Origin of the sequence: Actinomycetospora aeridis (assembly GCF_037400275.1) — a bacterium.
Classification (GTDB): Bacteria; Actinomycetota; Actinomycetes; order Mycobacteriales; family Pseudonocardiaceae; genus Actinomycetospora; species Actinomycetospora aeridis.
In genome coordinates this window covers 591,391-604,910 of record NZ_JBBEGL010000002.1, presented here as the reverse complement: position 1 = coordinate 604,910, position 13,520 = coordinate 591,391, and the positions used below count along the sequence as shown (strand labels likewise).

Genomic DNA, 13,520 nt, shown 5'->3' with positions numbered 1-13,520 from the left:
GGGCATCGTCGGGCGACACCGTGTCGTTACCGGACGGAGACCGACGGGTGTCAAGTGCCGACGAGTGACGCAACGTCGTTGGTCCGGAACGACGAAGGCCCCATCCGCACAGCGGATGGGGGCCGACGAGCAGCGGTGTCGGGGTGGCGGGATTCGAACCCACGGCCTCCTCGTCCCGAACGAGGCGCGCTACCAAGCTGCGCCACACCCCGGAGGTACATCGCGCAGGACGGAGTCTACCCGTCCGCCCCCGAGCGGGCCGACGGGGGATGCCCCTCGCGGGAGCCCGGGTCGGCGAGCGCGTCACCACGGGTCTGCCCGCGCGGCATCAGCTCGAGCAGCGTCGCCTCGGGCCGGCACGCGAAGCGCGCGGGCGCGAACGGCGAGGTGCCCAGCCCGGCCGAGACGTGCAGGCGCATGTGGGTGCCCCAGCGCGAGGCGCCGCGTGCCCGGGAGCGGTCGACGCCGCAGTTGGTGACGAGCGCGCCGTACCCGGGCAGCCGCAGCTGCCCCCCGTGGGTGTGGCCGGCGAGCACGAGGTCGTAGCCGTCGGCGGCGAAGGCGTCGAGCACCCGGGGCTCGGGGGAGTGGGTGAGGCCCAGGCGCAGGTCGTAGGGCTCGTCGGTAGGGCCGGCGATCCGGTCGTAGTTGTCCCGCCCGATGTGCGGGTCGTCGACGCCGGCGACGGCGATCCGCAGCCCGTTCACCGTGAGGGTGTGCCGGGCGTGCGTGGCGTCAAGCCACCCGCGCTCGAGCATGGCGGCCCGCAGGTCGCGCCACGGCAGCTCGGGCCCGAGCACGCGGTGCTCCGGGCGGAACAGGTAGTGGCTCGGGTTCTTCGGCTTCGGGCCGTGGTAGTCGTTGCTGCCCCAGACGGCGACGCCCGGCCGGTCGAGCAGGCCGCCGAGGGCGCGCAGCACCTCCGGCACGGCACGGGCGTGGGACAGGTTGTCGCCGGTGTCGACGACGAGGTCGGGCTCGAGGGCCGCCAAGCCCTCGACGAAGCGCCGTTCGAGGCGCTGACCGGGCCGCAGGTGCAGGTCGGAGATGTGCAGCACCCGGAGGCTGCGGCCGGCCGCGGTCCGCGGGTCGAGCACCTCGAGCCGGGCCCGTCGCAGGGTGAACCAGTGCCGTTCGATCCCGACGGCGTAGCCGAGCCCGAGTGCGCCGGCGGCGCCCAGGCCCGCCCCGACCGCCGCGGTGCGGCGCAGGAGCCCGCTCATCCGCCGACCCCGTTCGCCGCGCCCGCCAGCGGCGGGCCGGTGGGCGGCGACGGCGCGGCGGGCACGGTCCCGTTGGACACCTGCAGCGTCACGACCTGGTCGGGCAGGACCGACCCCCGCGGGTTCTGGCCGACGACCGTGCCGGCCGGCGCGCGGTTGCCGACGGCGACCTGGGACACCTGGAACCCGGCGTCGCGCAGCTCGTCGGTGGCCTCGTCGACCTGCTCGCCGATCACCTCGGGTACCTGCTCGTTCGTGCCGCCCTGCAGGTAGCGCGGGCTCGTCGGCGGCAGCGGTGCGACCGGGAGCGGCGCGTACAGCGGGTTCATCGCCTTGAACCAGGTCCGGGCCGGCGTGGTGCCGCCGAAGAGGTTGCCGTCGCCGCACGGGAACGGCGGGCTGTCGCCGCCGCCGTCGCAGAGCGTCCGCGGCGACGAGGAGTCGTCGAAGGTGATGACCGCACCCGCGTACTGCGGGTTGAAGCCCAGGAACGCCGCGGAGCGGTTGTTCTGGGTGGTGCCGGTCTTGCCCGAGAGGGGTCGGTTCCAGCCGTTGGCCGACGCCGCGGCCGCCGCCGTGCCGCCGGGCTGGTCGTCCTTGCTCAGCCCGGTCATGAGGGTGTCGGCCAGCGCCGGGTCGACCACCTGCTCGCAGGGCTGCTCGGCGACCGGCACCGGCGCGCCGCCCGTGTCGGTGATCGACTCGATCGGGCTCGGCGGGCACCACATGCCGCTGGAGCCCAGGGTGGCCCCGACGTTGGCGAGCTCGAGCGGGCTGGTCGGCGTGACGCCGAGCGTGAACGAGCCCTGGTTCTGCTCGCGGGCGGTGTCGGCGATCGACGACCCGTCCGGTCCGGGGTCGGCGAGCGACCGCAGCCCGAGCTTGACGGCCATGTCGACCACCGGGGGCACGCCGGTCGTCTCCATCAGCTTGACGAATCCGGTGTTCGGCGACTGCGCCAGCGCGTCGGTCATGCTCAGGAAGGGCGCCAGGCCCTCCTCGGCGTTGCGCACGGGGAACGGGCGCCCGGAGCCGTCGCGGTAGATCGGGGACGCGTAGCCGTCGGGCGGGATCGGCATCTGGTAGTTGATGCCGAGCCCCTCCTCGAGGGCCGCCGCCGCGGTGAAGATCTTGTAGGTGGACCCGGCGCCGAGGTTGACCGGTTCCCAGGGGAGCCCGTAGCTGGTCTGCAGGGCGTCGCCGTCGACGCCGAAGATGCGGTTCGCGCCCATCGCGACGACGCGGTGCTTCTCGCGGCCCGGCTGGACCGTGGCCATGACGTCGGCGACGTTGCGCTGGTTGGCGGGCACCTCGTCGTTCAGCGCCTGCTGCATGACGTTCATGGCGTTGCGGTCCAGCGTGGTGCGGATGGTGTAGCCGCCCCGGTTGAGCTGCTCCGAGGAGATGCCGGACTCGCCGAGGTAGTCGACGACGTACTTGCAGAAGAACGCGGCGTTGCCGGCGCCGATGCACCCGTTGGGCGGCGTCGCCAGCGGCTCGACGATCCCCAGCGGCGCCGCGACGGCCTCCTGCGCCTGCTGCTGGGTGATCATCCCCTGCCCCAGCATCTGGTTGATGACCTCGTTGCGCCGTCCCGTCGCCGCCTGCGGGTGGCGGGTCGGGTCGAACTGGGTGGTCGACTGGACCATCCCGGCGAGCATCGCGGCCTGCGGGACCGTCAGGCGGTCCGGCGTCGTGTTGAAGTACGTCCGGGCCGCGGCGGCCACGCCGTAGGAGTTGTTGCCCAGGAACACGATGTTCAGGTAGCGCTCGAGGACCTCGTCCTTGGCCTCGCGCTTCGAGCGCCCGACGGCGAGCTCGCGCTCGAGCTGCAGCGCGACGCGGACCTCGCGCAGCTTGCGCGCGTAGGTCGGCTCGGTGGCCTGCAGCCGCTCCGACTCGGTCTGGGCGGTGACGTAGAGCTGGTAGTTCTTGATGTACTGCTGCGTCAGCGTCGAGGCGCCCTGCTGGGTGGAGCCCGCGGTCTGGTTCGTCACCAGCGCGCGCAGCGTGCCGGTCCAGTCGACGCCGTCGTGCTCGTAGAACCGGCGGTCCTCGATCGCGACGATCGCCCCGCGCATCGCGGGTGACATCTGCGGCAGGGAGACCGGCGTGCGGTTCTGCTCGTAGAGGTAGGCGACCGGGGCGCCCTGGTTGTCCAGGACGGTGGTCACGCCGGGCAGCTGGCCCGCCGCGAGGTCGGACGAGGTCGCGTTGACGGTGTCGCTCGCGTCGTTCGACAGCAGGCCCACCCCGCCGACGAACGGGAACGTCATCCCCGCCACGATCACCCCGGCCACCAGGCAGACCGCCAGGAGCTTCGTGATCGGCCGAACCTTCGCACCGACGTTCCGTCCGCCCCTCGCCACGCCACGAATGTACGCGGTGGGGGATGTGGGCCCTGTCGGTGCGGACCCGTGCGGCGCGTCCCCGTTCGTGCCCGGCGCGACGCTGCGCGCACGGATCGTGACGGATCCTTCTGATTTCGTTGTGGGTGGAACCGTGCGCTCCTAGGCTGCGTCAGACCCAGTGACGGGCAGGCCGCGCCCGGGGACCGATCCGGAGCGCGCACGGGGACCCACCTGCGGGGAGGTGTGTCCACGGACGAGGTGCCCGCACGGGAACAGAGGGTGGGGAACGACGTGACTGGTGAGTCGATGCCGGCGCCGGCCGGGACCGTGGTCGACTGGCGGCACTCCGCACGCTGCGCCGACGAGGATCCGGAGACCCTGTTCGTGCAGGGCGCCCAGCAGCGCGACGCGCGGGAGGTGTGCAAGGCCTGCCCGGTGCGCACCGAGTGCCTGGCCCACGCCCTCGACAACCGCATCCGCTTCGGTGTCTGGGGCGGCATGACCGAGCGCGAGCGCCGGGCGCTGCTCAAGCGCCGTCCCGACGTCATCTCCTGGGCCGCGCTGCTCGAGTCGGCGCGCCGCGCGGCCCTGGCGAGCCCGCCCGCCAACCCGGACGTGCCCGCCGCCCGGGAGCGCCGGCCGGCGCGTCCCGCCGCCACGGGCACCGCGACGGTCGAGACCGCGGGCGGCGACCGCCGGCACGCGGGCTGACGGCAGGCCCGTCAGGACGCCAGCCGGCGGCCGATCTCGCGCAGCCCGTCGAGGTCGTGCACGTCGGTGGCCATCGCGGGCACGTCGACGATCGGCACGGTGGGGTGCGCGCGCGTGAAGCGCCCCAGCACGCGCCGTTCACGCTCGGCGGTCTCCACGCGGTCGGCGTGCAGGCGCAGCACGGCGGCGGCCAGCTCGGAACCGGGAGGCGGAGCGGAGCGGAGCCCGACCCGATCATCCTGTGAGGCCTCGAGGGTCTCGGCGCCCTCGCGGGCCCGCGCGCCCGAGAGCGTGGCGTGCACTGGGTGGGTGCGGTTGAGCACCAGGCCGGCGAGCGGCATGCGCTCGTCGGAGAGCCGCTCCACGAAGTAGCTGGCTTCGCGCAGCGCGTCGGGCTCGGGGGCGGCCACCACGACGAACTGGGTGCCCGGGGCGCGCAGCAGCTGGTAGGTCCGGTTCGCGCGCTCCTGGAACCCGCCGAAGAGCGTGTCGAACGCCTGCACGAACGCCGAGGCGTCCGCGAGCATCTGGCCGCCCAGGATCGTCGAGACGGCCTTGGCGAACAGGTTGAACGTGGAGCCCACGAGCTTGCGGAACGCGTTGCCGCCGGCCCGCGCGGGCGCCGAGAGCAGGCGGATCATCCGGCCGTCGAGGAACGAGGAGAGCCGCTGCGGGGCGTCCAGGAAGTCCAGCGCGGACCGCGACGGCGGGGTGTCCACGACGACGAGGTCCCACTCGCCGGTGGCGGTGAGCTGCCCGAGCTTCTCCATCGCCATGTACTCCTGCGTTCCGGAGAACGACGTGGAGATGGTCTGGTAGAAGGGGTTGTCGAAGATCGCCTGCGCGCGGTCCGGCGTCGTGTGCCCGGAGACCATCTCGTCGAAGGTCCGGCGCATGTCCAGCATCATCGCCTGCAGCTCGCCGCTGCTCGTCCCCGCCGGCAGCGCGCCCGGCACGGTGCGCGGCTCGTTGTCGAGCTCCTCGAGCCCGAGCGACTGCGCGAGCCGCCGGGCCGGGTCGATCGTCAGCACGACGACGCGCCGGCCCTGCTCGGCGGCGCGCAGCGCGAGCGACGCCGCGGTGGTCGTCTTGCCGACGCCGCCCGAGCCGCAGCAGACGAGCACCTTGGTGGCGCGGTCGGCGAGCAGCCCGTCGAGGTCGAGGTGGCGCGGCCGTCCGGAGCGTCCCGTGTCGGCCATCAGCGCACCCCCTGCTCGCGCAGCAGCTCGGCGAGCTCGTAGATCCCGCCCAGGTCGACGCCCTCGGTGAGCTCGGGCAGCTCGAGCTGGGGCAGCCCGGCGGCGTCGAGGCCGGACCGCACGGCGGCCTCGACCTGCACCCGCTCGGCGTGCTCGACGGTCTCGCTCACGAGCCCGTCCACCTCCTCGTCCTTGAGGAACAGTCCGGCGGCCTCGAGCCCGGAGCGCAGCCCGGCGCCGAGCCCGGCACCCGTCGCGGCACCGGCGAGGGCGGTGGCCGGCAGGCGCGACGGGCGGACGCGGTTGACCAGCACCCCGCCCATCGGCAGGCCGGCCTCCCGGATCTCCTCGACCGTGTCGAGGGTCTCCTGCACGGGGAGGTCCTCGAGCTGGGTGACGAGGTGCACCACGGTGCGCGAGGAGTGCAGCAGCTCGACGACGCCCTCGCTCTGCGAGTGGATCGGGCCGGTGCGCGCCAGCGAGCCCATCGCCTTGGTGACGTCGAGGAACTTGACGACCCGGCCGGTCGGCGGGGCGTCGAGGACGACGGCGTCGTAGAGCGGGACCCGCCGGCCGCCGCGGCGGTCCTCGCCGACGGTGCGCCCGACGCACTCCTTGACCTTGCCGGTGAGCAGGACGTCACGGAGGCCCGGCGCGAGCGTGGTCGCGAACTCGATCGCGCCCATCCGCCGCAGGGTCCGCCCGGCGAGCCCGAGGTTGTAGAACATCTCGAGGTACTCGAGCAGGGCCGCCTCGGCGTCCACCGACAGCCCCCGGACCTCGCCGCCGTCGGGGGCGACGGCGATCCGCTGCTCCGCGTAGGGCAGGGGCGGGGTGTCGAAGACCTGGGCGATGCCCTGCCGCCCCTCGACCTCGACGAGCAGGGTGCGGCGGCCACCGGCGGCGAGGGCCAGGGCCAGGGCCGCGGCGAGCGTCGTCTTGCCCGTGCCGCCCTTGCCGCTCACCACGTGCAGCCGGGCCTCGGCGAGGGCGGCGGGCCAGCGCTGATCGGTCACGACATCCACCCTAGGCCCGGTCGGCGGGACCCGCGGGCGCTGCGCACGGGGTCCGGGTCACAGCGGTGTCGGGGGCCTTCTCTACCCTGCGGTCATGAGTGCCGACGCCGTGAAGTGGGAGTACGCGACGGTGCCGTTGCTGACCCACGCGACCAAGCAGATCCTCGACCAGTGGGGTGAGGACGGCTGGGAGCTGGTCACCGTGCTGCCCGGCCCCACGGGTGAGCAGCACGTCGCGTACCTGAAGAAGCCGCGATCGTGACCGACGGGCCGCACGAGCGGCTGCGGTCGCTGGGGCTCGAGCTCCCGCCCGTCGCGGCGCCCAAGGGTGTCTACGTCCCGGCGCGGCGCACCGGCAACCAGGTGTGGACGTCGGGTCAGCTGCCGCTGGTCGGTGGCGAGCTGCCGGCCACGGGGCTGGTCGGGGCCGAGGTCGACCCCGACGACGCGGCCGCCTACGCGCGGTTAGCGACGCTGAACGCCCTGGCCGCGATCGACGCGCTGGTCGGTCTCGGGGCGGTGGCGTCGGTGCTCAAGGTCGTCGGCTACGTGGCGTCCGCGCCCGGGTTCGGCGGTCAGCCCCAGGTGGTCAACGGCGCGTCGGAGCTCCTCGGGGCGGTCTTCGGTTCGGCGGGCGAGCACGCCCGCTCGGCGATCGGAGTGGCGGCGCTGCCGCTGGGCGCCCCGGTCGAGGTTGAGGTCGTCGTCGACCTCACGTGAGCTGGTAGCGGACCCACCCGACACCGGAGGGCGGGCCGTGCGGCGGACGCCGCGGGTGGATCGGAGCGCAGAGCGTGGAATCGAGGACCGGAAGCGGGTCTTCCTGGACCCCGTCGTTCAGCGAGGCCGAGCGGGCGTGTCACGACGTCCTGCTGGCGATGGCCGGGCGACTGCCGGACCGCCTGCTCTGGCGTCTGCGCGACTGGCTGTCGTGCGGGGCGCACGTCGCGCTGCGCACCGCGCTGCCGCGGGCGCTGCTGCGCCACCGGGTGGGCGTCACCGAGGACGAGCGGGCACGCCTGCGCGCCGCGGTGCTCGCCTGGGGCGGGCCGGCCCGCCTCGTCGACGCCGTGCTGCACGTCGACGCGGCGCCCGAGCCGGTCACGGCCTTCACCGACCCGGGTGCCGGGCCCGGGTGGGACGACACCGACCTGGTGCTGCGTGCCCTCGCCCCCGTGACGGCGGGCGTCACCGCGATCCGCCGGGCCTGGCGGACGGTCCCCGGCGGCTCCGGCGAGACGGTGCGGGTCGTGCTCGTCGCCGCGGACGCCGCCGCCGACCGTGCCGCCCTGGTCGGCGCCGTGCAGCGGGTGCTGCGCGCCCGGGGCGCGGCCGATCCGTGCGTCGAGGTCCTCGGCCCGTCGAGCCAGCCGTCGCCCTACCACCGGGCCGCGCTCGCGGCCGCCGAGGTGCTGTGGCGCTCCAGCGAGGGCCGCGTGCCCTCGCCCACCCGCGCCGGCGTCGGCGCCCAGGCCGGGGAGCTCGTGGGCCATGGCTGAGCGTGACATGACCGGCGAGGACCGCCCCGAGCTCGACGCCCAGGGCGCCGGGCTCGCCCGACGTCGCGCCGACGACCCGCCGCGCATCGGACGGTTCGGGTTCGGCGAGATCCCCGGGCTGGGGGAGCTCGACGGTCTCGCCGGAGGCGGGGGCGACCTCGCCAACCTGCCGCCCTGGTCCGTGCGCGACCAGAGCGCGGGTGCCGAGCGTCCCGACCGCGACCCCGTCGCGCTCGCGGCGTGGCGCCGGGTCGCGGAGCGCCGTCGGCTGCGGGCCTCGGGCGAGGCGACCGGTGACCTGCCCGCCGTGCCGGAACCGGCCGCCGAGCTGCCCCCCGACCCTCCGTCCTCCCCGCCCGAGGACGTCGGCCTGCCCGCCCCCGGGGAGGCACTGACCGCGCGCCAGCTCGCCGAGCGGGCCCTGGCGGCCCTGGAGTCCGGCGCGCTCGAGGACCTCGGCGAACCCACGGTCGAGCCGGCGGGCGAGCCCGCGCTCGGGGCCGCCGACGCCGAGGACCACGAGCTGCCCGAGCTCGCCGACCTGCCCGACGAGCCGGCCGACGAGGTCACCGCGGACACCGCGGACACCGCGGACACCCTGGGGGACCCCGAGCCGGCGGCGGAACGGGAGGACGAGCCCGCGTCGGAGCCTGCCGACGACGGCCTCGAGCACTGGCTCGGGTCGCGGGGCGTGGAGCCCGAGGCGCGCGACGCGCACACCGGCCCTCCCGGGCGTCCCCCCGGGCCGCCGAACGCGCGCGGGGGCAACGACCCGCGGCCCGGTGGCCCGTCCGAGACGGGCGGGCGTCACGAGGTGCTGCTCGCCCTCGCCGGCCGCATCGACGACGACGCGCTGACCTCCGTGCGCGAGCTGGTCGCCGTCGAGGACGAGGCGGCCGCCGCGGAGCTGCTCGGCGGGTGCCTGCTGGCCGCGGGCGCCGGCGTCACCGCACGCGAGCACGCGGTCCTGGGCCGCTGGTTCTCCGCGTCGCGGGTCGACCCCGAGCTCGTCGACGCCCTGCCGCGCGACCCCGACGCCGACCGTCGCGACGAGCACCGTTTCACCACCGACCCCCCGTCGGGCAGCCCGGCAGGAGCCGCGGGCGGGGCCGGCGAGGCCGTCGCGCGTGCCGCGGCACGCCTGCCCGGCGTCCAGCGCGTCCGTCAGTGCTGGCGCACCACGCCGGCCGGCACGGCGCCGGGACCCGTGCCGCACCGGGTGGTGCTCGTCGAGACCCACTCCGCCGACGACTGCGAGCACGTCGCCCACCACGTGGCGCACGCCGCCCGGGAGCACGGCGCCGTGTCGGTCGAGGTGTTCGCGGCCGGCGCGGAGCTGCCCGCCTACCACCGCGCGGCCGTCCGTGCCGCCCGCCCGCTCGACACGGCGGCGGTGTCCGGCGAGACGGCGATCGGGCGTCCGGCCGCCGCGCCGTCCGCGCCGCGCTCCGCCTCGCCGGTGCCGTCGGCGACCCCGCTGCTCCCCCGGACCGCGCCGTCCGCGCCGTCCGCGCCGTCCGCGGAGCCCCGCCCGGAGCCGGCGCCGTCGTGGCGCCGCGCCGCGGACGACGTCCCGTTGTTCGGTGCTCCGGCCGGGTCCTCGGTCTCCTCCGACGAGGTGCCGCCGTTCGGGGTGGGCACCCCGACCGCGTCGTCGCCGACCCCGCCCCCCACCCCGGAGGAGTCCGACGTCCGCGACGAGGGCAGCGAGCCCGGCGGGGACGGCGGGGACGAGGAGTTCCGCACGGTCGCGTCCGCGGGTCGCGATCCGCTGGAGCGCTCGGAGCGTCCGGAGCGGCCCGAGGTCCGGCTCGCGCGCCGGGAGCCGCGGACGGAGGGAGAGCGGCCCGCCGGGGACACCGAGCGTCCCGCGCCCGAGCGACCCGCTGCGGAGCGCCCGGCGGCGCCCTCCCCGCTGTCGCCGCGCCCCGCCGCCGGCCCACCGGCCCCCGCGGCGCGGGCCGACGCCGTCACCCCGCCCGGGACCACCTCCGCCGAGCGCACGCCGCCGGAGCCCGTCCCGACCGATCTCGACCCGGACGTCACCGCCGAGCGCATCGCCGCGCTCTGGCGCGTGCCGCCGCCCGACGAGATCCTCTCCGACCAGCACCCGATCTCGGCCTGGACCGAGGGCACGGTCGCCCCGACGTTCGGCCCGGGCGACGAGGAGCCGGTGACCACGGCCCAGCCGGTCCCGGGGACACCCCGGGGCGGCGAGGGTCCGGTCGACCCGGACGCGGCCACGGGCGACATCCCCGTGGTCGGACCGCGGCCCGTCGCCGCGGAGCCCGCGGACGGCGGGACGGCCGAGCCCGGTGTCGTCAACGGGCGGGTCCGGCGTGCCCGGCACAGCCGTACCGAGACCGGCGAGTTCGAGATGCCGGCCGACCTTCCGGAGCCCCCGGCCCGGGCGGCGCCGACCAACGGCCACCACCACGGGCCCGAGGCCGACGGTCGCGACCGCTCCGGCGACGCGGCCACCGGCCCCGTCGAGCGCCCGGAGCAGCCGGCGCAGGCCCCGGAACCGCAGGCGCCGTCGGGCCCGCCGACCCCGCCCGCCTCGTCGGGGCCGGACTCGTTCGACGTGCAGCTCTCCGAGCGCGAGCGTGAGCTCCTGGCGCGCCTGCACGAGGAGCTGGCGTCCCGCGAGCGGCTCGCGCCCGACACCCCGGACCCACTGCTCGGCCGGCCGCCGCAGGCCCCGCCGCCCGGTTCCGAGGACGCCACGGCGCCCCGGCCGCGCCCCGGCGGCCCGCCGCCCGGGCCGGGCCGTCCGGGTCAGCCAGGTCAGCCGGGTCAGCCGGGTCAGCCGGGTCAGCCGGGCCAGCCGGGACAACCCGGGCCGTGGCAGGGGCCGCCGCCCGGTGCCGCGGGCACCAACGGAGCGGGCACCAACGGGCACGGCCCCGTCAACGGTCACGGCCTGCCGCGTCGGCGGGATCACGACGACGAGGACGGGCCGCCGCGCGACGGGTAGGTCGTCCCGCGCCTAGGGTGCCGCGGGTGACCACCGATCTCGTCGACCTCCCTCCGCGGTTCGGGATGGACCGGCCCGCGTTCGACAGGCTCGGGGACCGCCCGCCGGGCGATCTGCGGGTGGCGACGTCGGTGATCCTGGTGCGCGACGGCGCCGAGGGCATCGAGGTGTTCCTCCTGCAGCGCGCCGCCGGCATGGCGTTCGCGGCGGGCATGTCGGTGTTCCCCGGCGGCGGCCTGGACGACGCCGACCGCGCCGCGCTGGCCGAGGGCCTCGTCGACGGCGGCGTGGCGCAGGCGGCCGCGACGACCTGGGGGACCTCCGCGGAGGCCGCCGCGGCGCTGCTGGCGTGCGGGGTCCGCGAGACCTACGAGGAGACCGGCGTCCTGCTCGCCGACGTCCCCCGGCCTCCGGAGCGCACCCGCAAGCGTCTGGTGGCCCGCGAGGTCGGGCTGCGCGACGTCGTCGGCCGCGTCGACGCCGAGCGCCTGCGCCCCTGGGCCCGGTGGCTCACCCCGGAGCTCATGCCGCGGCGCTACGACACCGCCTTCTTCGTCGCCGCCGTGCCGGACGGCCAGGAACCCGACGGGGCGACCAGCGAGGCGGTCGGCGCGGGGTGGTGCACGCCGGCGCGGGCGCTGCGGGAGTGGGAGGACGGGCACCGGGCGCTGATGCCGCCGACGTGGGCCGTGCTCACCGAGCTGTCGGCGGCACCCGACACCGCGACCCTGCTCGCGGGCGCCGCCGACCGTCGCCCGCAGCCCGTGACCCCGAGCTTCCGCCCCTCCGGCGAGCGGGTCGCGATCGCCGTGCCGCCGCACGCGTTCGGGAGCGGGCGATGAGCGGGCGCGTCGTGCCGGGGGACGGGAGGCCCGAGCACCCGGCCTACGAGCAGCTGCGGGCGGTCACCGAGGCCGCGTCGGTCGTGCTGGCCGACAACCCGTCGCCCATGACGCTCGACGGCACCAACACCTGGATCCTGCGCGCGCCGGGTCAGCCGGGCTGCGTGGTCGTCGACCCGGGTCCCGAGGACACGGTCCACCTCGACCGCCTCGCCGCCTGCGGGCCCGTCGAGCTCGTCGTGCTCACCCACCGCCATCTCGACCACACCGAGGCCGCCCGCACGTTCGCCGAGCGCGTCGGCGCGCCGGTCCGGGCGCTGGACCCGACGTTGACGCTGGGCGCGGAGGGCCTCGGCGCCGGGGAGCGCCTGGCGGTGGCCGGGCTCGACCTGCGCGTGCTCGTGACCCCGGGGCACACCGACGACTCGCTGTGTCTGGTGGTCGACGACGACGGCAGCGTCCTGACCGGCGACACGGTGCTCGGGCGCGGCACGACCGTCCTCGGGGACTACGAGGGCGCCCTCACCGACTACCTCGCCTCGCTGCGCCACCTCGCGGAACTGCCGCCGGGCACGACGCTGCTGCCCGGACACGGTCCGGACCTCCCCGACGCGGGCGACACCGCGCGGTACTACCTGCGCCACCGCGAGGAGCGGCTCGACCAGGTGCGGGCGGCGCTGCGCGAGCTCGGGCCGGAGCCCGCGCCGCGCCAGGTGGTGGAGATCGTCTACGCCGACGTCGACCAGTCGCTCTGGCCGGCGGCCGACCAGTCGGTGGCCGCCCAGCTCGAGCACCTGCGCCGGGTCGACTCCTAGCGGGCCCGGCGGGCGAGGCGGTCCGGCTCGAGGATGAGGACGCTCTTGCCCTCGAGGCGCAGCCACCCGCGGGCGGCGAAGTCGGCCAGCGCCTTGTTGACCGTCTCGCGGGAGGCGCCGACGAGCTGGGCGATCTCCTCCTGCGTGAGGTCGTGCGTGACGCGCAGCAGACCGGCCTCCTGCGACCCGAAGCGCTGCGCGAGCTGCAGCAGCGCCTTCGCGACGCGACCGGGCACGTCGGTGAAGATCAGGTCGGCGAGCAGGTTGTTCGTGCGGCGCAGCCGGCGGGCGACGACGCGCAGGAGCTGCTCGGCGATCTCCGGACGCTGGGCGATCCACTCGCGGAGCGCGTTGCGGTCCATCGTGTAGGCGCGCACGTCGGTGACGGTGGTGGCCGTCGAGGTGCGCGGACCCAGGTCGAAGATCGAGAGCTCACCGAACATGTCGGACGGGCCGAAGATCGACAGCAGGTTCTCGCGGCCGTCGGGCGATCGGCGGCCGATCTTCACCTTGCCGGTCGAGACGATGTAGAGCCGATCGCCGGGCTCGCCCTCGTTGAAGATGACCGTCCCGCGCGGGAACTCCACGCGCTCGAGGGATTCGGTGAGCACCTCGATCGCCGCGGGGTCCACCCCCTGGAAGATCCCGGCCCGCGCCAGTACCTCGTCCACCGTGCGCTCCTCGCCCACTCTCAACTCAACGCGCGCGGACGCCGGGCCGTCCGGCCCGCCTCCGCACCCTTGTCTCACCAGCTGTGTCAGCGGTCACGTTCGGCCGCAGCATAGTCATGCTCGTACCCATGATCCCGCCGCGGCAGACCTTCGGGCTCACCGCATCGGGGTCGATTCTCGGGGTACGGGCCTCGGATTCGCCCGATCGGACCATCA

Annotated in this window: 11 protein-coding genes, 1 tRNA gene and 1 pseudogene; 7 read left to right on the top strand and 6 right to left on the bottom strand. The window is 76.0% G+C overall.

The window, feature by feature from the left end; genetic code table 11:
• Window positions 1-138: 138 nt before the first annotated feature.
• From WCD41_RS08480 to WCD41_RS08470, 3 genes are all read right to left on the bottom strand, one after another.
• A tRNA-Pro gene (locus WCD41_RS08480) sits at window positions 139-212 on the bottom strand.
• Between the two features lie 24 nt (window positions 213-236).
• On the bottom strand, window positions 237-1,223 hold the full coding sequence (locus WCD41_RS08475) for a metallophosphoesterase (protein WP_337712966.1): 987 nt from the start codon (window positions 1,221-1,223) through the stop codon (window positions 237-239).
• Complete coding sequence (locus tag WCD41_RS08470) at window positions 1,220-3,592, bottom strand: penicillin-binding protein (protein WP_337712965.1); 2,373 nt, start codon at window positions 3,590-3,592, stop codon at window positions 1,220-1,222. Before WCD41_RS08470 ends, WCD41_RS08475 begins: the two co-directional genes overlap by 4 nt.
• A 288-nt stretch (window positions 3,593-3,880) precedes the next feature.
• Here WCD41_RS08470 and WCD41_RS08465 point away from each other — a divergent pair.
• Window positions 3,881-4,156, top strand: a pseudogene (locus tag WCD41_RS08465) (WhiB family transcriptional regulator); the annotation flags it as partial.
• A 140-nt stretch (window positions 4,157-4,296) separates the two neighbouring features.
• Here the strand turns inward: WCD41_RS08465 and bagB are convergent.
• Both bagB and bagA read right to left on the bottom strand, forming a co-directional pair.
• Window positions 4,297-5,484, bottom strand: a complete 1,188-nt coding sequence (bagB, locus tag WCD41_RS08460) for an ATPase BagB (protein WP_337712964.1) — start codon at window positions 5,482-5,484, stop codon at window positions 4,297-4,299.
• Window positions 5,484-6,500 (bottom strand): ATPase BagA, encoded by a 1,017-nt coding sequence (bagA, locus tag WCD41_RS08455; protein WP_337712963.1) that lies wholly within the window; start codon window positions 6,498-6,500, stop codon window positions 5,484-5,486. Before bagA ends, bagB begins: the two co-directional genes overlap by 1 nt.
• A 94-nt stretch (window positions 6,501-6,594) precedes the next feature.
• On the opposite strand from bagA, the gene sp36 reads away from it, so the two are divergent.
• The 6 genes from sp36 (at window position 6,595) to WCD41_RS08425 (ending at window position 12,633) form a co-directional block, all read left to right on the top strand.
• A complete protein-coding gene (gene sp36, locus WCD41_RS08450) occupies window positions 6,595-6,762 on the top strand; it encodes a Sp36 family protein (RefSeq protein WP_337712962.1) in 168 nt (55 codons plus the stop codon).
• Window positions 6,759-7,220 carry a RidA family protein gene (locus WCD41_RS08445; protein WP_337712961.1) on the top strand — a complete coding sequence of 154 codons (462 nt, stop codon included), beginning with the start codon at window positions 6,759-6,761 and terminating at the stop codon, window positions 7,218-7,220. Before sp36 ends, WCD41_RS08445 begins: the two co-directional genes overlap by 4 nt.
• A 74-nt stretch (window positions 7,221-7,294) precedes the next feature.
• The gene (locus WCD41_RS08440; RefSeq protein WP_337712960.1) at window positions 7,295-7,999 is read left to right on the top strand and encodes a hypothetical protein; all 705 of its coding nucleotides are present in this window, start codon (window positions 7,295-7,297) and stop codon (window positions 7,997-7,999) included.
• Window positions 7,992-10,976 carry a hypothetical protein gene (locus tag WCD41_RS08435; RefSeq protein ID WP_337712959.1) on the top strand — a complete coding sequence of 995 codons (2,985 nt, stop codon included), beginning with the start codon at window positions 7,992-7,994 and terminating at the stop codon, window positions 10,974-10,976. Before WCD41_RS08440 ends, WCD41_RS08435 begins: the two co-directional genes overlap by 8 nt.
• A 26-nt stretch (window positions 10,977-11,002) precedes the next feature.
• Window positions 11,003-11,818 carry an NUDIX hydrolase gene (locus WCD41_RS08430; protein ID WP_337712958.1) on the top strand — a complete coding sequence of 272 codons (816 nt, stop codon included), beginning with the start codon at window positions 11,003-11,005 and terminating at the stop codon, window positions 11,816-11,818.
• A complete protein-coding gene (locus WCD41_RS08425) occupies window positions 11,815-12,633 on the top strand; it encodes an MBL fold metallo-hydrolase (RefSeq protein ID WP_337712957.1) in 819 nt (272 codons plus the stop codon). The genes WCD41_RS08430 and WCD41_RS08425 overlap by 4 nt, the downstream gene beginning before the upstream one ends.
• Here WCD41_RS08425 and WCD41_RS08420 read toward each other — a convergent pair.
• Window positions 12,630-13,304: a Crp/Fnr family transcriptional regulator gene (locus WCD41_RS08420; protein ID WP_337712956.1), complete on the bottom strand. Its 675-nt coding sequence runs from the start codon at window positions 13,302-13,304 to the stop codon at window positions 12,630-12,632. The two genes, WCD41_RS08425 and WCD41_RS08420, sit on opposite strands and share 4 nt — an antisense overlap.
• Window positions 13,305-13,520 lie beyond the last annotated feature (216 nt).